We start from the raw sequence: 22,375 nt of genomic DNA on the forward strand, positions 1-22,375 counted from the left end.
ATAGCGGTAGTCGGCGGGCGAGCGGAATGGTGTGGGCCACGTCGCCGGCACACCGGCCACTGTCATATGCCGCGATCCGTACCGCAGTTGGACAGGTCGGCCCACCAGCGGGAATGACGAAGGTCACGTCCGCACGGCGTTTGGATCCGTCCCCGGGTGCCGTGCGTCACGTGGCGCCGGTCTCACGCGTCCGGCCGCACCACTCCGAGGATCGGCATGGACCCGGCGCCCGCGATCGTCACGGTCCGCCCGGGCCGCGGGGCGTGCACGATGGCGCCGTCACCGATGTACAGGGCGACATGGCTGGCGTCGTCGAAGTAGATGATGAGGTCCCCGGGCCGCATGTCCTTGATGTCGACGTGCTTGAGCTGCTTCCACTGCTCCTGCGACGTACGGGGGATGGGGCGGCCGGCGTTCAGCCATGCCTGCGAGGTCAGCCCCGAGCAGTCGTAGGACTTCGGCCCCTCGGCGCCCCACACGTACGGTTTGCCGATCTGGTCGGTGGCGAACTTCACGGCCTTCCTGCCCTCTTCGGACGCCTTGCCGTTGATGTCCTTGAGGATGCCGGAGTCGAGCCAGGCGGTCTGCGCCTTGTAGGCGGCCTCCTGCTCCAGCTTCGCGAGCCGCTCCTTCTCCTCCTTCTGCAACCGCCCTTGAAGCTTCTCGGCCTCCGAGATCTGCTTCTCGATCTTCTTCCGGGCCGTGTCCTTCGCCTTGCGGTTGGCCTCCAGCTTCTTCCACTGCGCGGAGGCGTCCGCCGCGTACTGCTGCAAGTCCTGCTGGGTACGGGTCATTTCGGCGATGAGCCCCTTGGTGGCCCGCTGCCCCTCCAGCACCCTGCCCGCACCGTCGAGGAACTCCTGCGGATCGTCGCTGAGCAGCAACTGCGCCTCGTCGGGCAGCCCGCCCCCGCGGTACTGCGCGGCGGCGGCGGCCCCCGCCCGCTTCTTCAACTCGTCCAGCCGCTGCTGGCTCTTGACGATTTTCTTCGCCAGATCGACGATCGCGGCGGACTGCGTCCGTGCCCGTTCCTCAGCCGCGTTGTAGGAGTCCGTGGCCACGGCGGCGTCGTGATAAAGCCGGTCGAGTTCGGCCTGGACGGCCTCAAGCTCACTACTGGAGACAGGAGTCGCCGAAGCGCTCGGCGTGGGCGTAGGGCTCGCGAACGCCGTCCCCGGCGCCGCCAGTACGGTGACCGCGCAGACCACGGTCACGGCGGTCGCGATCAGACCGCGCTTGCCCGCACCCATACCGCTCCCCCAAACCTGATTTACCGTCAGTAACTTACGGTCGCTCGGGGGATCGTGCCACGGTCAGGCGCAAAACGACAGAGCCCGTCGCACCCGAAACTTCCCCCCGCCGCCTCCCCTCGTGACGATCTCCCCGCCTTTGTGACGAACGCCGCACCGCAACCGTTCCCCCCAGGTCACAGCCCCGAAAGCCGTCACCCCCGGGGCTTCAACGCCTCCCACGCCACCGTCACTTCGCCCTGCCGCCACCGCCCGGGCCCGTCCACCACGGGCCAGTCGCCCGCCAGATCCCGCACGGCCCGCATCCAGCGCTGCCGCGCACCATAGGAGGCATAGGGTGCCGCAGCAGCCCAGACCCGATCGAAGTCACGCAGAAACTCATAAACACCCTCCCCCGGAACATTCCGATGGATCAGAGCCTTGGGCAGCCGTTCCGCGAGATCCGACGGCCGCTCCAACGACCCCAGCCGCGTGGCGAAGGTGACCGTGCGGGGCCCCTCCGGCCCGAGCGCGACCCACACATGCCGGCGCCCGATCTCGTCGCAGGTCCCCTCCACGAGCAGCCCGTCCGGCGCCAGTCGCCCGCACAGCCGCTCCCAGACCCCGGGAACCTCCCCCTCGTCGTACTGCCGCAGCACGTTCGCGGCGCGGATCAGCACCGCCCGCCCCACAGTGGGAATCTCGAACCCGCCGTGCAGGAAGACGAGCCCGTCCCGCTCATAGCGCTTGGCCGCGGCGACCCTGGCGGGCTCGATCTCGACACCCACGACCCGCGTCCGCGGAGCCGCGCCGCGCAAACGCTCCAGCAGCTCCACGGCGGTCCACGGGGCGGCGCCGTACCCCAAGTCCACCGCGACGGGATCGACGGCACACCGCAGGGCCCGCCCCTGCACCGCCGCGATCCACCGATCCATCCGGCGCAGCCGATTGGGATGGGTGGTCCCGCGCGTCACGTTCCCCACGGGGCGATGGATGGCACGGGCGGTCATGCCTACGAGGGTAGGCGTCCGCCACGGGCGCAACGGCGAGAAGGGGCCGTGCCGGGGGGTGCCCGCCCGCAGTGTCGGGCGTCCAACACCGTCCACATGCACCCGACGGCACCGCCCGACCGAGGACGGACACCCCCCGGCACGGCCCCGACCCACCGCACCGCGCGCCCACCACCCACCCACCTCGCACCCACCACGCACCGCACCCACCACGCACCGCACCGCACCGCACCCACCCACCACGCACCGCACCCCCGAACAGTTGAGCGACATCCGGTAATGCTTCGGCAAAAACGTCACCCCCCGGAATGGGAACGCCTCCCTCCGCTGTTCACCCAGGTTGAAGGCCCCCGCCCGGCATGCCCGCAGCAAGGAGGAACGCCCAGTGAGCCGACTGAGGCTCCACCGCCGCCCCCGCCGCGTAGCCATGCTCTCCGTGCACACCTCCCCGCTCCACCAGCCCGGCACCGGCGACGCGGGCGGCATGAACGTCTACATCGTCGAACTGGCCCAGCGCCTGGCCGCGATCAACATCGAGGTAGAGGTCTTCACGCGCGCCACGAGCGCGACCCTGCCCCCCACGGTCGAGCTGTCCCCCGGCGTCCTGGTCCGCCACGTCGACGCCGGCCCCTACGAGGGCCTGGCCAAGGAGGACCTCCCCGCCCAGCTGTGCGCCTTCACGCACGGCGTCATGCAGGCATGGGCCGGCCACCGCCCCGGCTACTACGACCTCGTCCACTCGCACTACTGGCTCTCCGGCCACGTCGGCTGGCTCGCGGCCCAGCGCTGGGGCGTCCCCCTGGTCCACGCCATGCACACCATGGCCAAGGTCAAGAACGCCAACCTCGCCGACGGCGACACCCCCGAGCCCGCCGCCCGCGTGATCGGCGAGACCCAGATCGTCAACGCGGCGGACCGCCTGATCGCCAACACCTCCGAGGAGGCGGACGAACTCGTACGCCACTACGACGCCGCGCCCGCCAAGGTCGCGGTGGTCCACCCCGGCGTCAACCTCGACCGCTTCCGCCCCGCGGACGGCAGGGCGGCGGCCCGCGCCCGCCTGGACCTCCCGCAGGACGCCCTGATCCCCGTGTTCGCCGGCCGCATCCAGCCACTCAAGGCGCCGGACATCCTCCTGCGCGCGGTGGCGGCACTCCTCGACGACCGCCCCGACCTGCGCTCCCGCATCGTCGTCCCCATCGTCGGCGGCCCCAGCGGCAGCGGCCTCGCCAAGCCGGAGGGCCTGCAGAAGCTCGCCGCCCGCCTCGGCATCGCGGACGTGGTCCGCTTCCGGCCGCCGGTGGACCAGGACCAGCTGGCCGACTGGTTCAGGGCGGCGTCCGTCCTCGTCATGCCGTCGTACAGCGAGTCCTTCGGCCTGGTGGCGATAGAGGCACAGGCGGCCGGCACCCCGGTCCTGGCCGCCGCGGTCGGCGGACTCCCGGTGGCGGTCCGGGACACCGAGACCGGCTACCTAGTACGGGGTCACAACCCCGCCGACTACGCGCGCGTGCTCCGCGCCTTCGCCGACGACCCCGCGCTCACGCCCCGCATGGGCGCCGCGGCGGCCCGCCACGCCCAGTGCTTCGGCTGGGACACCGCGGCCGCCGCCACGGCGGACGTCTACACGGCCGCCATGCAGTCGCATCGCCGTCGCGTACGCTCCCACCATGGCTGACGGAGAGCAGGCGACACAGGCGGCCCAGATCGTCGAGACGGTCCTGAAGGACGCGGAACTGGAGTGGGAGAGCCCGGCCTCCGGCAACTACGTCGTCCAACTCCCGGGCACCCGCAAGCTCAAGACGACGGTCTCGCTCCTCATCGGCCGCCACTCCCTCTCGCTCAACGCGTTCGTCATCCGCCACCCCGACGAGAACGAAGGCGCGTTCCACCGCTGGCTCCTGGAGCGCAACCTCAAGCTCTACGGCATCAGTTACGCCGTGGACCACCTCGGCGACGTCTACGTCACCGCCAAGCTCCCCCTGTCCTGCGTCACCCCCGACGAGATCGACCGCCTCCTCGGCCAGGTCCTGGAGGCGGCGGACGGCAGCTTCAACACCCTGCTGGAACTGGGCTTCGCGTCGGCCATCCGCAGGGAGTACGAGTGGCGCGTCTCCCGCGGCGAGTCGACCCGCAACCTGGAAGCCTTCGCCCACCTGACCGAACGCCCCACGGACTGACTCACCCGCCTCACTCTGCCGAGCCGCGCCGCAGCACGTCGTACTCACAGGCCGGAGTGACCCGCTAGCCGTCCCTTTTTCGCCGCGTACCGACCCGGCGTCACCCCCACCAGTTTGCGGAAGTGGCGGGTGAGGTGGGACTGGTCGAAGAAGCCGGTCGCCGAGGCCACCTCGCCCGGGGGGCGGCCGTCGAGGAGCAGGCGGCGGGCGCGGTCGACGCGGCGGGAGTTGAGGTACTGGTGCGGGGCGATGCCGTAGGCGGTGGAGAAGGCCCGTACGAGGTGGGCGGGGTGGGCGTGGAGCAGGGCGGCGGCGTCGTCCAGGGTGAGCCCGGCGACGACGTGCTCGTCGAGGAGTTCGCGCAGCCGGCGGGCGAGGGCGGGGTCGGGGCGCGGGCCGTCCGTGAGCAGGCGGGGACGCAGGTGGGCGCGCAGCCGCTCGCCGATGAAGGTCAGCCGGCTCTCCGCCTCCAGTTCGTCGCCGGGGTGCGTCAGGGCGCCGTGGAGTCGGCCGACGCGGTGGCGCAGCTCCGGGTCGCGCAGGTCCGGCCGGTCGACGGCGGGGCCGATCAGGCCGTCGGGCAGGTGGGTGGCGTCGAGGTACAGGACGCGTTTGCGGAAGCCGTGCGGGGTGGCGGGGGAGCCGTTGTGCGGGACGTGCGGCGGGAGCAGGGTGACCGTGTCGTGCGGGGTGCCGTGCTCGTGCCGGTCGAGGTCGTACCGTACGGCCCCGTCGTCCACGATGAGCAGCGTCCAGGCGTCGTGGACGTGCATCGGGTAGGCGTACTCGGTGAAGTGCGCGTGGAAGACCTCCACGACGCCCGGCACGGTCGGGCGCCACGCGGAGACTTCCTGCGCGGTGGCCATGCAAAGAACGTACAAGACGAGGTCGCCGGGCGGTCGGCAGTCTCGTTCCATGAGCAGCGAACCCATCCGTTTCGACACCAAGATCGCCGTCCTGCTGCGGGAGGACCTGGAGCCCTGGCAGCGTCTGAACGTCACCGCCTTCCTGGTCAGCGGCCTGGGCACCCAGGTCCCCGAGGTGGTCGGCGAGCCCTACGAGGACGCGGACGGCGTCCAGTACCTGCCGATGTTCCGCCAGCCCGTGATGATCTTCGAGGGCACCAAGGAGACGCTGACGGCGGCGCACGCGCGCGTGCTGTCCCGGGCGCTCCCGCGCGCGCTCTTCACCTCCGACCTGTTCGCCACGGGCAACGACCGCGACAACCGGGCGGCGGTACGGGCCGTGGGGACCGGGGAGCTGGATCTGGTGGGGCTGGCGGTGTACGGGCCGAAGAACGCGGTGGACAAGGTGGTGAAGGGCGCACGGATGCACCCGTGACGCCTTCTGACCCCGCACAACCGGAACCCGATCGCATCGCGACCGAATCCCCGACCAAATCTGCACAGTGAATGCGCAACCCCGTTCCAAGCGGGTTCGGTTGAGGCCGAGTTGTCCGGTTCGGCAAGGCCGCCGCAACGGCTGCCATGTCCCCCGGCCGGGCGCGCCTGTAGAGAACCCGGCACCAACTGGTGTGGGCACCCACACGGTTCGCTCGCGAACGCGCCCAACTGCCCTGCCGCCAGCGGGTACGGACTGGATGCCCGGCACCCGGCGTGGTTTGATCCTGCGCACCGCGGCATGCCCGTCTGTACCCCCAGCGGGGCCGCCTCCCCCCCATGTGGACCATCCATGCGAAGGGCAGTTTCCCCATGAACTCCGCTCCCCAGGTGCAGACCGCCGAGATCTCCGACGCCGACCTCGACAACGTCTCCGGTGGCCTGAGCCCCCAGGCCGCCGTCACCGTCGGCTCCACGACGCTCGGCACCGCGGCCGTGCTGTCCGAGGTCGACTCGGTGAAGGCGACCGCCCTCGGTGTCGTCGGCGGCGCCCTCGGCGCGCTGCCGCAGCACGTCGGCGTGGACGTCTGCCTCTGACGAACGCGCGCGTCGCGATCCGCGAACGCCCACAGCACCGAGCCCCCTACCGGCGGAGAAGGCGGTAGGGGGCTCGGTGCGTACGTCCGCGTCCGCGTACGTCCGCGTACGTCCGCGTCCGCGCGCGTCCGTGCAGGTCAGCCGGCGGCGACCTCGGGAGCGGCGGCGCTCACGGCCCGCTCCACCACCGCTCCCTCTTCCGACGCCTCCTCCATCGCCTTCTCGGGTCCCTCTCCCCCCTCCGGCATACGGCGCATCAGCACGCCGTACCCCACGGCGGCCAGGGTGCCGACGACCGCGCACAGCCCCCACAGCCATCCGGCGCCGAAGTGGTCGATGACCACGCCGGACATCAGGGGCGCGATGAGCGCGGCCAGCGACCAGGACAGGGTGTAGACGCCCTGGTAACGGCCGCGGCCGTGGACGGGGGAGAGCCGGACGACGAGGCCCGTCTGGGTCGGCGCGTTGATCATCTCGCCGAGCGTCCACACGCACACGGTCAGGGCGAAGAGCCCGACCGACCCCGCGAAGGCGGTGAGCCCGAAGCCGTAGCCGGCGAGGACGGAGGAGACGACGAGCAGCCGCCGGGGGTCCCGGTCGGCGATGAACCGCGTCAACGGGATCTGCAGGGCGACGATCAGGATGCCGTTGACGGCGATGGCGAATCCGTAGTCGGCGGGCGTGAACCCGGCCGCGCCCATCGCGACGGGCAGGCCGACCGAGCCCTGCTGGAAGACGAGGGCGACGAGGAAGGACAGGCCGACGACGCCCATGTACCGCCCGTCGCGCAGGACCGTCCCGAGACCGATGCCCGCCTCCGCCTCCCGCTGCTTCGCCGTCCGCTCGGGCCGCGACTCGGGCAGCTTCAGGAACACGACGACCGCGCAGACGGCGGTCATGCCGGCCTCGATCAGGAAGCCGGCGACGTAGCTGAACTCGGCGATGAACCCGGCGGCCATGGAGGAGACGGCGAAGCCGAGGTTGATGGCCCAGTAGTTCAGCGAGAAGGCCCGTACGCGGTCCTCGGGCCGGACGATGTCGGCCATCATCGCCTGTACGGCCGGCCGGGAGGCGTTGGAGGCCATGCCGACGAGGAAGGCGACCCCGGCGATCGCGACGGGGTCGTGGACGAAGCCCAGCAGGGCCACGCAGGCCGCGGTGGAGGACTGCGCGATCAGCAGCGTGGGCCGCCTGCCCAGCCGGTCGGCCATCACCCCGCCGCCGAGCGAGGAGACGACCCCGCCGAGACCGTGCAGCGACGCGACGAGACCGGCGTAGGAAGCGGAGTAGCCGCGGTCCAGGGTGAGGTAGAGCGCCATGAAGGTCGCGACGAAGGCGCCGAGCCGGTTGACGAGGGTGCTCGTCCACAGCCACCAGAACTCGCGGGGGAGCCCGGAGACGGTCTCCCGGGCGGCACGTCTCAGACTGGCGACGGACATGACGGATCCCCCACAGGTGTAAGCGGCTCAGGCGGCAGGGACAACTTACGAAGTGGGGCTCAGGTGAGCCACTCAATTAACAGATGCCGTCAACTGTCCGGCCTTCGGGCAGCCACGCGACCGGGCGAATGCGTGGATTACGCTCTGACCCATGGCCGACGCACCGTACAAGCTGATCCTCCTCCGCCACGGCGAGAGCGAGTGGAACGCGAAGAACCTGTTCACCGGCTGGGTGGACGTCAATCTGAACGAGAAGGGCGAGAAGGAGGCAGTCCGCGGTGGCGAGCTTCTGAAGGACGCCGATCTTCTCCCCGACGTGGTCCACACGTCCCTCCAGAAGCGCGCGATCCGCACGGCACAGCTCGCCCTCGAGGCCGCCGACCGCCACTGGATCCCGGTCCAGCGCAGCTGGCGCCTGAACGAGCGCCACTACGGCGCCCTCCAGGGCAAGGACAAGGCGCAGACCCTCGCGGAGTTCGGCGAGGAGCAGTTCATGCTGTGGCGCCGTTCCTACGACACCCCGCCGCCGCCGCTCGAGGACGGCGCGGAGTGGTCGCAGTCCGACGACGCGCGCTACGCGACGATCCCGCCGGAGCTGCGCCCCCGCACGGAGTGCCTGAAGGACGTCGTCATCCGCATGCTGCCGTACTGGTACGACGGCATCGTCCCCGACCTCCTGGCCGGCCGCACGGTCCTGGTCGCCGCCCACGGCAACAGCCTGCGCGCCCTGGTCAAGCACCTGGACGGCATCTCGGACGCCGACATCGCGGGCCTGAACATCCCGACGGGCATCCCCCTGTACTACGAACTCGACGCCGACTTCAAGCCGCTCACCAAGGGCGGCAAGTACCTCGACCCGGAGGCGGCCGCGGCCGCGATCGAGGCGGTCAAGAACCAGGGCAAGAAGAAGTAAGCGCCCACGAATAAGCCCCCTGCCTGCGGTTTCTCCGCTGGGAGGGGGCTTTGCGCTGCCGCTGGGCCGTCTCTGGGCCGTCAGGTGCTGGAGGGGGCCGACCGGGCCGTGCCGAAGACGGCGGCGACCGCCTCGCGGGTGCGCTCCTGGCTCGACGGCATGAGATGCGCGTACACGCGGAGGGTCAGGCCCGGGTCCGAGTGGCCGAGGTACTCGGCGAGGGCCTTGATGTCTTCTCCCGCGTCCAGGAGCACCGAGGCGTAGAAGTGGCGGAGGGCATGCATGCCGTTCTCGCGCGACTCGGCGTACGACCCGCACGACTTCCGCTCGGGGATCGCACCGGCCGAGGCGAGGGCCCGCTTCCACACCTCCTCGTTGAGCGACGTACGCCATACGTGCCCGCCGCGCGGTCCGGTGAAGATCAGCCGCTTGGACACCGGAGGCCCGTCCGCAACCTTCCACGGCAAGGTGATCTCGACCGGTGGGAATCGCTTCATGTGGGCGCGGAGAGCGTCAGCCGTCCTCGCTACCAGGGAAACCCCAGGTCAGAGGCGCCTGGCCATACGCGTTTCCGCCCAGGGCTAGCCGTACGGCAAGATGAGGTGTTTCTCTCCAGCGGGACTCAGTCCTCACCCACCTGCAGCAACACCACGGTGTAGGAGCCGCCGGTCCCCGCAACGACTCCATCGAAGGTATGTCGAGTGACCCGGTCCCATGCCCGTGCTCGGGGCGAGAGGTCGTTGATGTTCGTGTACCAGACGGACTGCTGGCCCAGCAGGCGCACCACACGTTCCGCCGCTCGATGGGCGTGGGCACGGTCGCGGCGTCGCGTGCCCGGGAATACGAGGTCATCGGTCGCCAGGTAAGCCAAGAGCTCTACGGCGCGCTCACCGTCAATTTGCGAGAGTGCGTCCTCGACCTCTGCCGGTGTGTCAGGGCCGACTGCCCCCTCTACGGCATAGTCCTTCCAGACGTCTTCCGCCTTGGTGACCACTTGGTGGACGGCTTCCGCAACAGATCCGCCGGCCTGGTCGACTACGCCGCCGAAGACCCCTTCTTCCCGTGACAAAGAGCCGATCAGGGCGTGTAGTTCCGCAGCTACATCCACCGAGCCATTGTTCCACCCGGCCAATGCCGACCGTGCCACGGCTGTGCCGCAGCGTGCAGGCATGCGGTGAGTGTCTAAGTGCGTGACAACGCGGACGGACGGCGGCGAACAGGCGCGGACGCCTGTGGACCATCGCACCAGGTGAAAGCCACACCGGGGCCTGGCCGAACGGCTGCCCCGGTTGCTTCGGGACGAAGAGGTCCAGAGTTCAAGGCCTGAGAAGCCAGCAAACTAAGCGCTGGCTTCGCGAGTCGGACCCTCCTACGGTCAGGCAAGCGCAGGCATGAAGCCGCCGCGGGCAGTGCCCGAGGACAGCAGGGCGGACCACTCGAGTGCCTCGGGCAGGCGGTCCAAAGACAGCACGACTGCTCCGCCGGCCTGCTCCGCATCCGCGCACCAGTCGCCCATGCCGGCAGATGCTGTGTCATCGTCGGCCCCGCCGACCACCGGGGCGGCGAGAGCGGGGACGACGAGCCCGTGGTCCCCAGGTCCGTCCACCACGCACAGGGTGAGTCGGGGAACAATGCTCCAGCCCTCGCACAAGGGGACCCCCCTGTCCGACGCGGTCAGGAGCGGCAAGGCATCGTGGACAGGCGCATCGGCCAGTAGGAGCACGGGCGTGGCACCACGGACGAACAGCGTGTTCTCAGGATCCAGCAGCACGGGACCACTCTCGCAGACCGGAGCATCGGTGCCGCAGCGGGGTGCCGAGCCGGCCAGCGAGCACGCGTCGGCCACAGTCATCGAACCAGCGCCTGATATCCATCGTTGACGTCAACAGCCCGGAAACCGCGGGGAACACCGGGGAACCAGTCGACCGCCTACCAGGCCCCGACGTTTCGCAGGTTTGAATCCTGCCGGGAGCAAAGCCAGTAGGGCCAGCTCAGGAGCGACCGGCCTCGTGCCACGTCGGCCGCGCTGTCAGTCCTGGCCTGTACCTTCCCGCTCATGGCTGAGAGACCGACCACGAGCTGGCGTCACGGCATAGCGGAGGAGGCCGCGGAGCTCGCCGCCGGCATCCTCGACCCTGAGTGCGCGTGCATGGCAGGGCTGTTCCCCGAGGAACTGCTCACGGCGACCGATGCAGTCCTCTGCTCATTTGAGGGCCAGCTTGCCGGACTTGGTGATGCCAGCGACGAGCAGGTCTTTGCTGCAGTGGAGAGCGTCGTCCTGGCCCTCAACGCGGTGAACGAAGCCCACAACGGGAGCGCCTTCGAAACCGACGAGCGCGAGGAGCTGTGCCACTACATAGACCAGTCGCTCACCGAGCAGGGCGTCGACGTCGTCGCACTGACCGCTCGCCATGGACTGGGCCGTTACCAGCTCACGGACAAATGGCGGAAGTGGTAGGGACGCGCCCTGCTGGGCCAGGGACGCTCTGTCAACGTCGCCCAGTAGCCTGCGACGATCAACCGTGGCATGTCTGGAGGCTTCGTGGAGGCTACCGCTCTCGTCAGTCCTATTCGGTTGTGGTCGGCACTGGAGGTCTTGGAGCGTCCGAGCCCTGTGCCGGCTGCGGCAGGGGTCTATGGGTGGCACTTCAAGCAGCCGCCACATTCGGACCTGGAGGCTGGGCGTCTGCTCTACGTCGGAATAGCTCCGCGGTACATGGCGAACCGGACCAGCACGCAGAACCTGCGCAAGCGGGTTCGCTACCACTACCGGGGCAACGCCGCTGGCTCGACGCTGAGGCTCACCCTCGGATGTCTGCTCGGACTTGAGCTGCGCCGCGTGGGCAGTGGCAAGCGGATGACTTTCGGCAAGGTCGGCGAGGCCACCCTGAGCCAGTGGATGGCGGACAACGCGCGGGTGTGCTGGATCGAGCGGAGCGAACCGTGGGACCTGGAGTCGCAGCTCATCTCTCAGCTCGACCTCCCGCTGAACCTCGACCAGAACCGGCACAACGCGTTTCACACTCGCTTGAAAGAGCTCCGGGCCCGAGCACGTCAACAAGCACGGGAGTTGCCCATCAGCTCGTAGGCCGTCGAAAGGACGGCCGGGCCGTTGTCTGGGCCGTCCGAGGCCGCTCGACAGCGGCCAACGACGACCACCAGAAGCACGAGTCCGCCACCCCTGACCAGCAAAAACCCAGCTCCTTAAGATCCCAGGCAAGACCCAGGGCAAGAAGAAGTAACCGGTACCGATCAATCCCCCTGACCGCGGGTTCCTCGCCGACAGGGGGCTTGTCGCTGCCCCGGGTCCTCAGGACTTCAGCACGTCCGGCTCGGGCTGTTCCCTTCTGATCCGGAGCGGTCGAGAGCCGTTCGACGAGATGGACCGTTCGCTCAGGTCAGCGGCGGCCGATGGTCAAGCTGCGGCTTTGACGCCGTGCCCGTTGGCGCCTTCGGAACGCAGCGTCAGGCGGACCTGGTGGTCGAAGGCACCTTCATTCCCGTTCCCATGCCGACCCGATTGGCACAGCCGGCACGCACGGTGCGCAGCCGTCCACCGCATGCGTGAAAGGGCGGCCTTCGCTACCGTCCCGAGTCGTGGCAGAAGTCGGCCGTGTGCCCGAGAAGGTGGCGTGGGTTCTCGTCCGGGACGGGCGGGTGCTGGTGACGCGTAGTCGTGGCAGGGATCTCTTCTACTTCCCCGGTGGCCACCGTGAGCCGGGTGAGTCCGACGCCGAGACGCTGGTGCGGGAGATCGACGAGGAGCTGCGGGCGGCGATCGACCCCGGCTCCATGGGGCACTTCGGCACCTTCGAGATCGGCGAGGGCCATCCTGAGCACGGTCCCTTCCGGATGATCTGCTACACCGCAGATCACCGCGGTGAGCTCACTCCGTCGCGGGAGATCGCCGAGAAGGCGTGGTTCGCCTACGCCGACAGGGGCCGGGTCTCGGCCGTCGACAGGATGGTCTTCGACGCGCTGCGCGAGGCGGGCCGGCTTCTCTGAATCGCTGGCGGTGCGTGTTCTCAGGTGCCGCTCTCCGGCCCCCACCGCTCCGGACCCACCCCCCGCCAGTCGATCCACGGTGAGTCCGCGACCTCCGAGGGGTCGATCTCCAGGCCGGCGCGGCGGAGGAACTCGGCGACGTCGACGACGTTGTGGGCCAGGCCGAGGATCTCGCCGTCCACGCGTACGCGCCGGCCGCCCGTGGGCGAAGGCGGGTGCACGATCACGCGTATGGGTCCGGTCATGCCCTCAGGATCGTCCGGGACATACGGTCCCGCATTCCGGTACGTCATTCGAGGACTCCCAGCTCGGTGTCCGGACGGCAGAGGGCGCACGCCGCGATGTCGGGCCGGCGCATCAGGAGGCAGCGCGGACGCGGCCCGCACCTTCGCTGATCGCACCTTCAGCGACCGCACCCTCCGTGACCTCGCCGACCACGTCGACCTCGACCGAGCCGCTCACCTCACGTCCCACCCAACCGACCCGGGCCGATGGGGGACGGCGTTCCACTCCTGCTGTGCCTCGGCGGCCGGGTCGGCGGGAAACGATCGCATGCCTGAATTCAAGCATGTGTTCGATTTACGCGTCCAATGGCGGACGCCCGGTCCCGGTCCAGTTCCGCAGCGCGCGGGCGTGTTCGCGGATCAGCGACATGCGGGCCTGCCATTCCGGGCCGGCGGTGTGGTGCGGGTGCGCGGTGATCTGGGCGCCGTGCTTGCGGTAGAGCAGGCCCGTCTCGTCGTGGAACCACCCGTCCGCCAGGGCGTCGAGTCCGAGGAGGAGACCGGTGTCGCCGGACGCCGGCAGGGCCATCCACCCGCCCAGCAGCGCGAGCAGCGCACGCCGGACGCAGAGCGTGGCGGGGTGGACGCGCGGCCGGTGGTGCTCGTCCCAGAAGGGGAAGGCGCTGCCCCGGGGGAGCAGGCCGGGCGGCGGGTCGCTGAGTTCGAAGGAGACGGTGCTGCCGTCCTCGAGGAGGTCGCTGACGCGCGAGGTGGTCCAGCCGATCTCCGGCCGCTCCTCCAGTACGGCGATGTCGCGGGCGAGGACCCCCTCGGTCAGCTCGTCGTCGGCGTCGAGGTTCTTGACGTACCGGCCGGTGGACCGTGCGAAGGCCAGGGTGCGCGCCACATGCGGGCCGCCGTGGCGGGCCGTGGAGATCCGCACGCGCGGGTCGTCGTCGGGGAGGTGGGCGGCCGCGTCCACGCCGGGCCCGTCCTCCTGCACGCACCACTCCCAGGACCAGCCGTCGGGCAGCCGCTGGGTGCGCAGGGAGGCGTACGCGGCCGGGAGGAACCGTACGGCCTCGCCGTGCACCGGCGTGACGACCGAGACGACCTCGTTGTGGACGGGGGTGTGGGTGACGGTCATCCGCTCCGGCGCTCCCGAGACGTGTCGTGGATCAACTCGCCGCCGAGCCTATTACCGCCCTGCACACGGCCATGAGCGAAGGGCCCCGGTGCGCTCACCGGGGCCCTTCGCTCACTTGGGACTCATCCGCACTGACACGGATTGCCCGACTGGCACCCGCAGCCGCAGCCCGAGCCGCAACCGCACGCGCCGAAGAGCGGGAGGCTCTTGGTCTCGGCGGGCCGGTCCGTCTCGCGCTCCTGCGTCGGGTCGGGCGTGGTGGGGGCTTCGGCCATGGGTCCTCCTGGAGGCCTAGAGGCTGGTGCCTGTGCCCATTGCATGCCCGCTGTGCTGGGCGCATCAACGGCGCACGGTGGCGTCCGCACGCCCTGGCTCACCCGGTCACGCCCCTCGGCCGTGCCGTTCGCACGCCCTGGCGTCACCCGGTCACGCCCCTGGCCGTGCCGGCCGCACGCCCTGGCGTCAGCGGTCACGCCCCCTCGGCGCCCGCCACCTGCTGGATCTCCGGCTGGATGTCGGTCTGCAGCACGTCCGCGTGCTCACCGGTCACCAGGAACACCACGCGCTTGGCGACGGCCACCGCGTGGTCGGCGAAGCGCTCGTAGTAGCGGCCGAGGAGGGTGACGTCCACCGCGGTCTCGATGCCGTGCTTCCAGCGGTCGTCCAGCAGGTGCTGGAAGAGCGTGCGGTGCAGCAGGTCCATCTCGTCGTCGTCCTGCTCCAGCTGCATCGCCAGGTCGACGTCCTTGGTGATGATGACCTCGGCCGCCTTCGCCATGAGGCGCTGGGCGAGCTGACCCATCTCCAGGATGGTCGCGTGCAGGTCGTGCGGGATGGCCCGCTCCGGGAAGCGCAGCCGCGCGAGCTTCGCGACGTGCTGGGCGAGGTCGCCCGAGCGCTCCAGGTCGGCCGACATGCGCAGCGACGTGACGACGATCCGCAGGTCGGTGGCGACCGGCTGCTGGCGGGCGAGCAGGGCTATGGCCCTGGCCTCCAGGTCGTGCTGGAGCTCGTCGACCTTCTGGTCGCCTTCGATGACGGCCTCGGCGAGCTTCAGGTCGGAGTCGAGGATCGCGGTCGTGGCGCGCCCGATCGCCGACCCGACCAGTCGGGCCATCTCCACCAGACCGTCGCCGATCGAATCAAGTTCCTCGTGGTACGCGTCCCGCATCAGGGGTCCCTCTCTTACGTACGTGTGCCTCGGGGCTTCGGGGATCAGAAACCAGCCGCCGAACCGCTGCTGTGAACCCCACGCTCCCACGATCCGGCCGGAACGCGTCGGATTCCGTCATCCCAAATGAACCATCCCTGGCTCCAAGGTGAACTCTGGGCGACGAGTGTTCGAGCTCGCACGTCGACGGCTGTGGCGATGTCGTACCGCCTGCTTAACCTGTTTGCATGGACGTGAACGCGGCGGTCGCCGCAGCGGCAGCGATCGCCGGGGTGCTCACCGGTGTGATCGCCATGCTGGCGTTCCGCTGGAGCGAGCGGGAGCAGAAGCGCCCCACGCGTACCTCCCTGCACACCGACCCGGTGCTTCCCCCGGGGGTGGACACCGTTCTGTCCGTGCTCCGGTCGTCGGCCGTCGTCCTGGACGAGGCCGACGCCGTCGTCAAGGCCAGCTCCGCGGCGTACGCCCTGGGACTGGTCCGCGGTGGCCGGCTCTCGGTCGAGCCGATGCTGCAGATGGCGCGGGACACCCGGCGGGACGGGGAGATACGCCAGGTCGAGCTCGACCTGCCGCGCCGCGGGACCGGCCGGGGCGAGGCCCTCGCCGTCTCCGCCCGCGTGGCGCCGCTGGGCTCCCGGCTGGTGCTGCTGCTGGTGGAGGACCTCACCGAGGCCCGCAGGATCGAGGCGGTACGGCGCGACTTCGTCGCCAACGTCAGCCATGAGCTCAAGACCCCCGTCGGCGCGCTCTCCCTGCTGTCCGAGGCCGTCATGGACGCCTCCGACGACCCGGAGGCCGTGGAGCGCTTCGCCGGACGCATGCAGATAGAGGCGACGCGGCTGACCAACCTGGTGCAGGAGCTCATCGACCTCTCCCGGGTGCAGAACGACGACCCGCTGGAGGACGCCGAGCCGGTCCGGGTCGACGAGCTGGTCGCCGAGGCCATCGACCGCTGCCGCCACCAGGCCGGCGCCAAGCAGATCACCATGGCCGCCGGCGGCACCGCCGACCTGCACGTCTGGGGCAACCGCGGCCAGCTCGCCGCGGCCCTCGGCAACCTCGTCGAGAACGCCGTGAACTACTCCCCGGCCCGGACCCGGGTGGGCATAGCCGCCCGCAGGGTGACCGCGCCCGGCGGAGACCTGATCGAGGTCGCCGTGACCGACCAGGGCATCGGGATATCCGACAAGGACAAGGAGCGCATCTTCGAGCGCTTCTACCGCGTCGACCCGGCCCGCTCCCGTGCCACCGGTGGTACGGGCCTCGGTCTGGCGATCGTCAAGCACGTGGCCGCCTCGCACGGCGGGGAGGTCACGGTGTGGAGCGCCGAGAACCAGGGCTCCACGTTCACCCTCAGGCTGCCGGAGGCGGGTGCGGCCCGTGACCGCGCCCAGCAGCATCCCTACCTCGACGGTCTCGACGAAGAGACCGGCGAACCCCCCGAGTCATCCCCGTACGAACCGCTTCCCGCCCCGGAGGTCCTTCCGTGACCCGAGTGCTCGTCGTCGAGGACGAGGAGTCCTTCTCCGACGCCCTGTCCTACATGCTCCGCAAGGAGGGCTTCGAGGTCGCCGTCGCGACCACCGGCCCCGACGGACTCGACGAGTTCGAGCGCAACGGCGCCGACCTCGTCCTCCTCGACCTGATGCTGCCCGGGCTGCCGGGTACCGAGGTGTGCCGCCAGCTGCGCGGCCGCTCGAACGTCCCGGTGATCATGGTGACCGCCAAGGACAGTGAGATCGACAAGGTCGTCGGCCTGGAGATAGGGGCCGACGACTACGTGACCAAGCCGTTCTCCTCGCGCGAGCTGGTGGCCCGCATCCGTGCCGTCCTGCGCCGCCGCGGCGAGCCCGAGGAGGTCACCCCGGCCGCCCTGGAGGCCGGCCCGGTCCGCATGGACGTCGACCGTCACGTGGTGACGGTCTCCGGCTCCAAGGTCGACCTTCCCCTGAAGGAGTTCGACCTGCTGGAGATGCTCCTGCGCAACGCCGGCCGCGTGCTGACCCGCATGCAGCTCATCGACCGCGTCTGGGGCGCCGACTACGTGGGCGACACCAAGACCCTCGACGTCCACGTCAAACGGCTGCGCGCCAAGATCGAGCCGGACCCGGGCGCGCCCAGATACCTGGTGACGGTGCGCGGGCTGGGCTACAAGTTCGAGCCGTAGGCGGACCGCGGCCCGGCCGACGGGCCCATGGACGACGGACAAGGGCGGGACCTCATGACGAGGTCCCGCCCTTGTGTGCGTTCGGGCTTGCTCAGCCGGCCGACCCGCTCGCGGACGCCGAGCCGGTCGGGGTGGCCGGGGCCGAGGCCGAGGCCGAGTTGGACGGGCTCGGGGAGCCCGACGCGCCCTTCGTCGGCGTGGCGCTCGGGGCGGTCGTGGGGACGGTGCTCGGGCCCCACTTGGTGAAGTAGCTCTCGGCCGGGACGACGAAGCCGCGCAGGCTCACGTCACCGGTCTTGCTGAAGGTGAAGGTGATCTTCCGGACGCTGCCGTCCTGGACGGCCTCACGCCCGCTGGGCAGCACGGCGCTGGCGTTGCCCTGGCCGCCGATCACCACGGAGCCGTGCGCCGGGACGACGAGCTTGCCGTTGCCCTTGGCCGGCTTGACCTCGGCGGTCTGGTTGACGTTGGGAAGGGTGATGGCGTCCACGGTCTGCGCGGTGGCGCCGTTGTTGAACAGCGTCGCCGAGATCACGGCGGGACCGGAGGCCTGCGGATCGGGCTGGGTGATGATCAATGCGTTCTGGACCTGGATGTCGCCGACCTTGACGGCCGCGTTGTCCGGCTTGACCTGCAGGGTCTGGGCATCGGATCCGGCGCCGCACGCGGCGAGCGAGGCGATCGAGAACGCGATGGCGGCGGCGGCGAGTGCGCCGCGTCGAAGGCTGCTGCTCACGGCGGCGGCAACTCCTTGACTCGAACGTGGCGGCCGATAAAGCCGCCCTAAGTATCTGTCAGCGGCCATAGGTTACCGAGCCGTTCCCGAGCCGCCGCACCCGACCCTCCCTCAACGCGCGGGCTTCCCCCGGCAGGCGGGTGGCGTGGGGGCGCGTCCCCCATTCACATAAGCGCCCGAGTCATAGTCCGGGCCGGGGCACGCAAATCTTCGGTGAAGGAATGCGGGGTCCTTCCCGAAATTGATCACGCGGGCCACAACCGGTCCCGCGGCCACCCCCGGTGATCAATTCCGGAATCGACGCGGAAGTGACACCCGGCACCGAACGGAGTAGCGAAAGTCGCACATCTGGAACCGGACATTTGCGGATGTTCGGGCGCTCGTGGGGGCCTCCAGATGCGTGTAACGTACGGGTTTCACCTCCCCTGCAGAGCCCCTCCGACCTGCGAATACCTCCTTCCGCTCGGCCCGCGCAGCACGTTCCTGTTGCTGTTGTCAAGCCCCGAGATATGCCCTGACCTGCGAAAACGCCATTCAGAACCCGCCGTTTCCGTGTTACCCTGGATAGCCACGGAAGGGGTACCTGTCACATGACGTTCAAGGTTGGCGACACCGTGGTCTATCCCCATCACGGGGCCGCGCTGATCGAGGCCATCGAAACTCGCCAGATCAAAGGCGTGGACAAGACCTACTTGGTGCTGAAGGTCGCCCAGGGTGACCTGACGGTACGTGTGCCAGCGGACAATGCGGAGTTCGTCGGCGTACGTGATGTGGTCGGTCAGGACGGGCTGGACCGGGTCTTCGAGGTGCTGCGCGCGCCGTACGCCGAGGAGCCCACGAACTGGTCGCGTCGTTACAAGGCAAACCTGGAGAAGCTTGCCTCGGGTGATGTCATCAAGGTCGCGGAAGTCGTGCGTGACCTGTGGCGTCGCGAGCGTGAGCGCGGACTGTCCGCCGGTGAGAAGCGGATGCTCGCCAAGGCCCGCCAGATCCTGGTGAGCGAGCTCGCCCTCGCGGAGAACACCAACGAGGACAAGGCCGAGGCTCTGCTCGACGAGGTCCTCGCGTCCTGAACCACTGACGCAGGCGCAAGCCCGCTTCAGCACTCAGTACATCGAAATGCCGCGGTGCCCGATGACGTATTTCCGTCGCCGGGCGCTGCGGCATGTTCGTACCCAGGCGCGCCGTGCCGGTACGTCCTCTCGGGGTGGGCCCCCGATACTTGGTGTGCCGGGCCCGGGCAGCTGGCTCGACCAGGGTCACGGAAGGGTCCGGTCAAGGCGTCGCGCCCGGCACTTCCCAGGCCATACCCAACCAGGCCGAGCACACAAACCTGACAGGAACCGATGTCTGACGATTCGCGCCCTTCGCCCACGGAACCGCGCACCGCGGCCGTGATCCCGGCCGCCGGCCGAGGTGTACGCCTCGGCCCGGGCGCCCCCAAGGCGCTCCGCGCGCTGGGCGGAACCCCCATGCTCGTCCACGCGGTGCGCGCGATGGCCGCCTCCCGCGCGGTGTCCCTGGTCGTCGTCGTGGCCCCGCCCGACGGCGCCTCCGAGGTCAAGTCGCTCCTCGACGCCCACGCCCTGCCGGAGCGTACGGACTTCCTGGTGGTCCCCGGCGGCGACTCCCGCCAGGAGTCCGTGCGGCTCGGCCTCGACGCCCTGCCCCCCGACTACGACATCGTCCTGGTCCACGACGCCGCGCGGCCCCTGGTTCCGGTCGACACGGTGGACGCGGTGATCGAGGCGGTACGGGCGGGAGCACCGGCCGTCGTCCCCGCGCTGCCCCTCGCCGACACGGTCAAGGAGGTCGGTCCGGCCGAGCCGGGCGAGCCCGAGCCGGTGGTGGCCACCCCGTCGCGGGCCCGCCTGCGTGCCGTGCAGACCCCGCAGGGCTTCGACCGGGCCACGCTGGTCCGGGCCCACGAGGAGGTCACCGAGGACGTCACCGACGACGCGAGCATGGTCGAACGGCTCGGCCTGGGTGTCGTGGTCGTCCCCGGCCACGAGGAGGCCTTCAAGGTCACCCGCCCCCTCGACCTGGTCCTCGCCGAGGCGGTCCTGGCCCGCAGGAGGCTCAACGATGGCTTCTTCTGAGCCGTACCCGCTGCCCCAGGTCGGCATCGGCACCGACATCCACGCCTTCGAGGACGGCCGCGAGCTGTGGTGCGCCGGCCTGAAGTGGGAGGGCGAGGGGCCGGGGCTGGCCGGGCACTCCGACGCGGACGTCGTCGCGCACGCCGCCTGCAACGCGCTGTTCTCCGCCGCCGGACTCGGCGACCTGGGGCAGCACTTCGGCACCGGGCGCCCCGAGTGGTCCGGCGCGTCCGGCGTCACCCTGCTGACGGAGGCCGCCCGGATCGTGCGCGAGGCCGGCTTCCGGATCGGGAACGTCGCCGTGCAGGTCGTCGGACCGCGGCCGAAGATCGGCAAGCGGCGCGACGAGGCGCAGAAGCTGCTGTCCGAGGCGGCCGGGGCGCCGGTGTCCGTCTCGGGCGCCACGACCGACGGCCTCGGATTCCCGGGACGCGACGAGGGACTGATGGCCGTCGCCACTGCACTCGTGGTGCGCGCGGGCTGACGGGAGGGCGGGGGCACCCGGGACCGAGGTCGGGAAGGTGCCCCCTGTCGGCCGTACCGGCCCGGAGCGACCACCTGTGTCACGCGAATGCGTGCGGCCTGCACGGAAGGTCGCGAGGCACTGCCCGGCGCCCACTACCCTGGAGGCGTGACTATTCGCCTGTACGACACCAGCGCCCGGCAGATCCGTGACTTCACCCCGCTCACGCCGGGCTGCGTCTCGATCTACCTGTGTGGCGCCACCGTGCAGGCGGCCCCCCACATCGGGCACATCCGGTCGGGGCTCAACTTCGACATCATGCGCCGCTGGTTCGAGTACCGCGGCTACGACGTGACGTTCGTCAGGAACGTCACCGACATCGACGACAAGATCATCTCCAAGGCGGAGCAGCAGAACCGCCCCTGGTGGTCCATCGGTTACGAGAACGAGCGCGCCTTCACCGACGGCTACACGGTGCTCGGCTGCCTGCCGCCCACCTACGAGCCGCGGGCGACCGGCCACGTCACCGAGATGGTCGAGATGATGCGCGGGCTGATCGAGCGCGGCCACGCCTACGAGGCGGACGGCAGCGTCTACTTCGACGTGCGCTCCTGGCCCTCCTACCTGGAGCTGTCCCGGCAGGACCTGGACGAGATGCGCCAGCCCGCCGAGGAGGGCATCACCGGCAAGCGCGACCCGCGGGACTTCGCGATGTGGAAGGCGGCCAAGCCGGGCGAGCCCGACTGGGAGACGCCGTGGGGCCGCGGGCGCCCGGGCTGGCACCTGGAGTGCTCGGCGATGGCGCACAAGTACCTCGGCACCGCCTTCGACATCCACGGCGGCGGCCTGGACCTGATCTTCCCGCACCACGAGAACGAGATCGCCCAGGCCAAGGCGTTCGGCGACGACTTCGCGCAGTACTGGGTGCACAACGCCTGGGTGACCATGAGCGGCGAGAAGATGTCGAAGTCGCTCGGCAACTCGGTCCTCGTCAGCGAGATGGTCAAGCACTGGCGGCCGATCGTGCTGCGCTACTACCTCGGCACCCCGCACTACCGCTCCACCATCGAGTACAGCGAGGACGCCCTGCGCGAGGCCGAGTCGGCGTTCGCGCGGATCGAGGGCTTCATCCAGCGGGTCGTGGAGAAGGCCGGGGGAGTCGTCGAGCCGTCGGCCGACGTCCCGCCCGCGTTCGCCGAGGCCATGGACGACGACCTGGGCGTGCCGCAGGCGCTCGCGGTGGTGCACACCACGGTCCGGCAGGGCAACTCCGCGCTGGCGGCCGACGACAAGGAGGCGGCCGTCGCCCGGCTCGCCGAGGTGCGCGCCATGCTCGGCGTCCTCGGCCTGGACCCGCTCGACCCGCACTGGGCGGGCGAGACCGACCGCGGCGAGGACCTGCACGGCGTCGTCGACAGCCTGGTCCGGATGGTCCTCGACCAGCGCGAGGCGGCCCGGGCCCGCAAGGACTGGGCCACCGCGGACGCGATCCGCGACCAGCTCAACCAGTCCGGACTCGTCATCGAGGACGGCCCGCAGGGCCCCCGTTGGAACCTCGGGCCCCGCTGACACCGCCCCCGAACCGAAGATCGATTGTGCCGCCCGGCCCTCCGGGCGGCACACTGCATAGACGTACGCACACACTTCCGTAGAGA

25 protein-coding genes and 1 pseudogene are annotated in these 22,375 nt (G+C 70.3%); 14 read left to right on the forward strand and 12 right to left on the reverse strand.

Going from position 1 to position 22,375, the window contains the following annotated elements; all coding sequences use genetic code 11:
• Positions 1-182 precede the first annotated feature (182 nt).
• Positions 183-1,250 (reverse strand): C40 family peptidase, encoded by a 1,068-nt coding sequence (locus M8J74_RS08215; RefSeq protein WP_249835759.1) that lies wholly within the window; start codon positions 1,248-1,250, stop codon positions 183-185.
• A gap of 194 nt (positions 1,251-1,444) precedes the next feature.
• Positions 1,445-2,239 carry a class I SAM-dependent methyltransferase gene (locus M8J74_RS08220; RefSeq protein WP_249835760.1) on the reverse strand — a complete coding sequence of 265 codons (795 nt, stop codon included), beginning with the start codon at positions 2,237-2,239 and terminating at the stop codon, positions 1,445-1,447.
• A 340-nt stretch (positions 2,240-2,579) separates the two neighbouring features.
• Here M8J74_RS08220 and mshA point away from each other — a divergent pair, with 340 nt between their 5' ends.
• The gene (gene mshA, locus M8J74_RS08225; RefSeq protein WP_372500133.1) at positions 2,580-3,917 is read left to right on the forward strand and encodes a D-inositol-3-phosphate glycosyltransferase; all 1,338 of its coding nucleotides are present in this window, start codon (positions 2,580-2,582) and stop codon (positions 3,915-3,917) included.
• On the forward strand, positions 3,910-4,419 hold the full coding sequence (locus M8J74_RS08230) for a type III secretion system chaperone family protein (RefSeq protein WP_249835762.1): 510 nt from the start codon (positions 3,910-3,912) through the stop codon (positions 4,417-4,419). Before mshA ends, M8J74_RS08230 begins: the two co-directional genes overlap by 8 nt.
• A 44-nt stretch (positions 4,420-4,463) precedes the next feature.
• Here the strand turns inward: M8J74_RS08230 and M8J74_RS08235 are convergent, their stop codons facing one another.
• On the reverse strand, positions 4,464-5,285 hold the full coding sequence (locus tag M8J74_RS08235) for an AraC family transcriptional regulator (RefSeq protein ID WP_249835763.1): 822 nt from the start codon (positions 5,283-5,285) through the stop codon (positions 4,464-4,466).
• Between the two features lie 49 nt (positions 5,286-5,334).
• On the opposite strand from M8J74_RS08235, the gene M8J74_RS08240 reads away from it, so the two are divergent.
• Together M8J74_RS08240 and M8J74_RS08245 are read left to right on the forward strand one after the other, a co-directional pair.
• Complete coding sequence (locus M8J74_RS08240; RefSeq protein WP_058924556.1) at positions 5,335-5,760, forward strand: DUF2000 domain-containing protein; 426 nt, start codon at positions 5,335-5,337, stop codon at positions 5,758-5,760.
• A 371-nt stretch (positions 5,761-6,131) separates the two neighbouring features.
• A complete protein-coding gene (locus tag M8J74_RS08245; RefSeq protein WP_058924557.1) occupies positions 6,132-6,356 on the forward strand; it encodes a hypothetical protein in 225 nt (74 codons plus the stop codon).
• Between the two features lie 137 nt (positions 6,357-6,493).
• On the opposite strand, the gene M8J74_RS08250 is transcribed toward M8J74_RS08245, so the two are convergent.
• The gene (locus M8J74_RS08250) at positions 6,494-7,795 is read right to left on the reverse strand and encodes an MDR family MFS transporter (RefSeq protein ID WP_249835764.1); all 1,302 of its coding nucleotides are present in this window, start codon (positions 7,793-7,795) and stop codon (positions 6,494-6,496) included.
• Positions 7,796-7,946: 151 nt separating this feature from the next.
• Between M8J74_RS08250 and M8J74_RS08255 the strand changes: the two genes are divergently transcribed.
• Positions 7,947-8,708, forward strand: a complete 762-nt coding sequence (locus M8J74_RS08255; protein ID WP_249835765.1) for a phosphoglyceromutase — start codon at positions 7,947-7,949, stop codon at positions 8,706-8,708.
• Positions 8,709-8,788: 80 nt separating this feature from the next.
• Here M8J74_RS08255 and M8J74_RS08260 read toward each other — a convergent pair.
• The 3 genes and pseudogenes from M8J74_RS08260 to M8J74_RS08270 all read right to left on the reverse strand — a co-directional run.
• A pseudogene (locus tag M8J74_RS08260) lies at positions 8,789-9,232 on the reverse strand (tyrosine-type recombinase/integrase); the annotation flags it as partial.
• A 98-nt stretch (positions 9,233-9,330) separates the two neighbouring features.
• Positions 9,331-9,879 (reverse strand): hypothetical protein, encoded by a 549-nt coding sequence (locus M8J74_RS08265; protein ID WP_249835766.1) that lies wholly within the window; start codon positions 9,877-9,879, stop codon positions 9,331-9,333.
• 204 nt (positions 9,880-10,083) lie between these two features.
• Positions 10,084-10,479 (reverse strand): hypothetical protein, encoded by a 396-nt coding sequence (locus M8J74_RS08270; RefSeq protein WP_249835767.1) that lies wholly within the window; start codon positions 10,477-10,479, stop codon positions 10,084-10,086.
• Between the two features lie 285 nt (positions 10,480-10,764).
• Between M8J74_RS08270 and M8J74_RS08275 the strand changes: the two genes are divergently transcribed.
• From M8J74_RS08275 to M8J74_RS08285, 3 genes are all read left to right on the forward strand, one after another.
• A complete protein-coding gene (locus M8J74_RS08275; RefSeq protein WP_249835768.1) occupies positions 10,765-11,166 on the forward strand; it encodes a hypothetical protein in 402 nt (133 codons plus the stop codon).
• A gap of 258 nt (positions 11,167-11,424) precedes the next feature.
• On the forward strand, positions 11,425-11,796 hold the full coding sequence (locus M8J74_RS08280; RefSeq protein WP_249835769.1) for a GIY-YIG nuclease family protein: 372 nt from the start codon (positions 11,425-11,427) through the stop codon (positions 11,794-11,796).
• 509 nt (positions 11,797-12,305) lie between these two features.
• Positions 12,306-12,713: an NUDIX hydrolase gene (locus M8J74_RS08285; RefSeq protein ID WP_249835770.1), complete on the forward strand. Its 408-nt coding sequence runs from the start codon at positions 12,306-12,308 to the stop codon at positions 12,711-12,713.
• 20 nt (positions 12,714-12,733) lie between these two features.
• On the opposite strand, the gene M8J74_RS08290 is transcribed toward M8J74_RS08285, so the two are convergent.
• The 4 genes from M8J74_RS08290 to phoU form a co-directional block, all read right to left on the reverse strand.
• The gene (locus M8J74_RS08290; protein WP_203237707.1) at positions 12,734-12,958 is read right to left on the reverse strand and encodes a hypothetical protein; all 225 of its coding nucleotides are present in this window, start codon (positions 12,956-12,958) and stop codon (positions 12,734-12,736) included.
• Between the two features lie 334 nt (positions 12,959-13,292).
• Positions 13,293-14,084, reverse strand: a complete 792-nt coding sequence (locus M8J74_RS08295) for a glycosyltransferase family 2 protein (RefSeq protein ID WP_249835771.1) — start codon at positions 14,082-14,084, stop codon at positions 13,293-13,295.
• A 122-nt stretch (positions 14,085-14,206) separates the two neighbouring features.
• On the reverse strand, positions 14,207-14,359 hold the full coding sequence (locus M8J74_RS08300; RefSeq protein WP_174267409.1) for a hypothetical protein: 153 nt from the start codon (positions 14,357-14,359) through the stop codon (positions 14,207-14,209).
• A gap of 194 nt (positions 14,360-14,553) precedes the next feature.
• Positions 14,554-15,255 (reverse strand): phosphate signaling complex protein PhoU, encoded by a 702-nt coding sequence (gene phoU, locus M8J74_RS08305; RefSeq protein ID WP_058924563.1) that lies wholly within the window; start codon positions 15,253-15,255, stop codon positions 14,554-14,556.
• Positions 15,256-15,482: 227 nt separating this feature from the next.
• Here phoU and phoR point away from each other — a divergent pair, with 227 nt between their 5' ends.
• Both phoR and phoP read left to right on the forward strand, forming a co-directional pair.
• On the forward strand, positions 15,483-16,745 hold the full coding sequence (gene phoR / locus M8J74_RS08310) for a two-component system sensor histidine kinase PhoR (RefSeq protein WP_249835772.1): 1,263 nt from the start codon (positions 15,483-15,485) through the stop codon (positions 16,743-16,745).
• A gap of 5 nt (positions 16,746-16,750) precedes the next feature.
• On the forward strand, positions 16,751-17,422 hold the full coding sequence (gene phoP / locus M8J74_RS08315) for a two-component system response regulator PhoP (RefSeq protein ID WP_004000192.1): 672 nt from the start codon (positions 16,751-16,753) through the stop codon (positions 17,420-17,422).
• Positions 17,423-17,513: 91 nt separating this feature from the next.
• Here the strand turns inward: phoP and M8J74_RS08320 are convergent, their stop codons facing one another.
• A complete protein-coding gene (locus tag M8J74_RS08320; RefSeq protein WP_249835773.1) occupies positions 17,514-18,158 on the reverse strand; it encodes a DUF461 domain-containing protein in 645 nt (214 codons plus the stop codon).
• A gap of 590 nt (positions 18,159-18,748) precedes the next feature.
• On the opposite strand from M8J74_RS08320, the gene M8J74_RS08325 reads away from it, so the two are divergent.
• The 4 genes from M8J74_RS08325 to cysS all read left to right on the forward strand — a co-directional run bounded on the left by M8J74_RS08325 (position 18,749) and on the right by cysS (position 22,289).
• A complete protein-coding gene (locus tag M8J74_RS08325) occupies positions 18,749-19,231 on the forward strand; it encodes a CarD family transcriptional regulator (protein WP_003953493.1) in 483 nt (160 codons plus the stop codon).
• 273 nt (positions 19,232-19,504) lie between these two features.
• Positions 19,505-20,257, forward strand: coding sequence for a 2-C-methyl-D-erythritol 4-phosphate cytidylyltransferase (gene ispD / locus M8J74_RS08330; RefSeq protein WP_249835774.1), 753 nt, complete (start codon positions 19,505-19,507; stop codon positions 20,255-20,257).
• Positions 20,244-20,741: a 2-C-methyl-D-erythritol 2,4-cyclodiphosphate synthase gene (ispF, locus tag M8J74_RS08335; protein ID WP_249835775.1), complete on the forward strand. Its 498-nt coding sequence runs from the start codon at positions 20,244-20,246 to the stop codon at positions 20,739-20,741. Before ispD ends, ispF begins: the two co-directional genes overlap by 14 nt.
• Before the next feature lie 147 nt (positions 20,742-20,888).
• The gene (gene cysS, locus M8J74_RS08340) at positions 20,889-22,289 is read left to right on the forward strand and encodes a cysteine--tRNA ligase (protein ID WP_058924568.1); all 1,401 of its coding nucleotides are present in this window, start codon (positions 20,889-20,891) and stop codon (positions 22,287-22,289) included.
• Positions 22,290-22,375: the final 86 nt, after the last annotated feature.

The organism is Streptomyces panaciradicis (genome assembly GCF_023516615.1).
Taxonomy (GTDB): Bacteria; Actinomycetota; Actinomycetes; order Streptomycetales; family Streptomycetaceae; genus Streptomyces; species Streptomyces panaciradicis.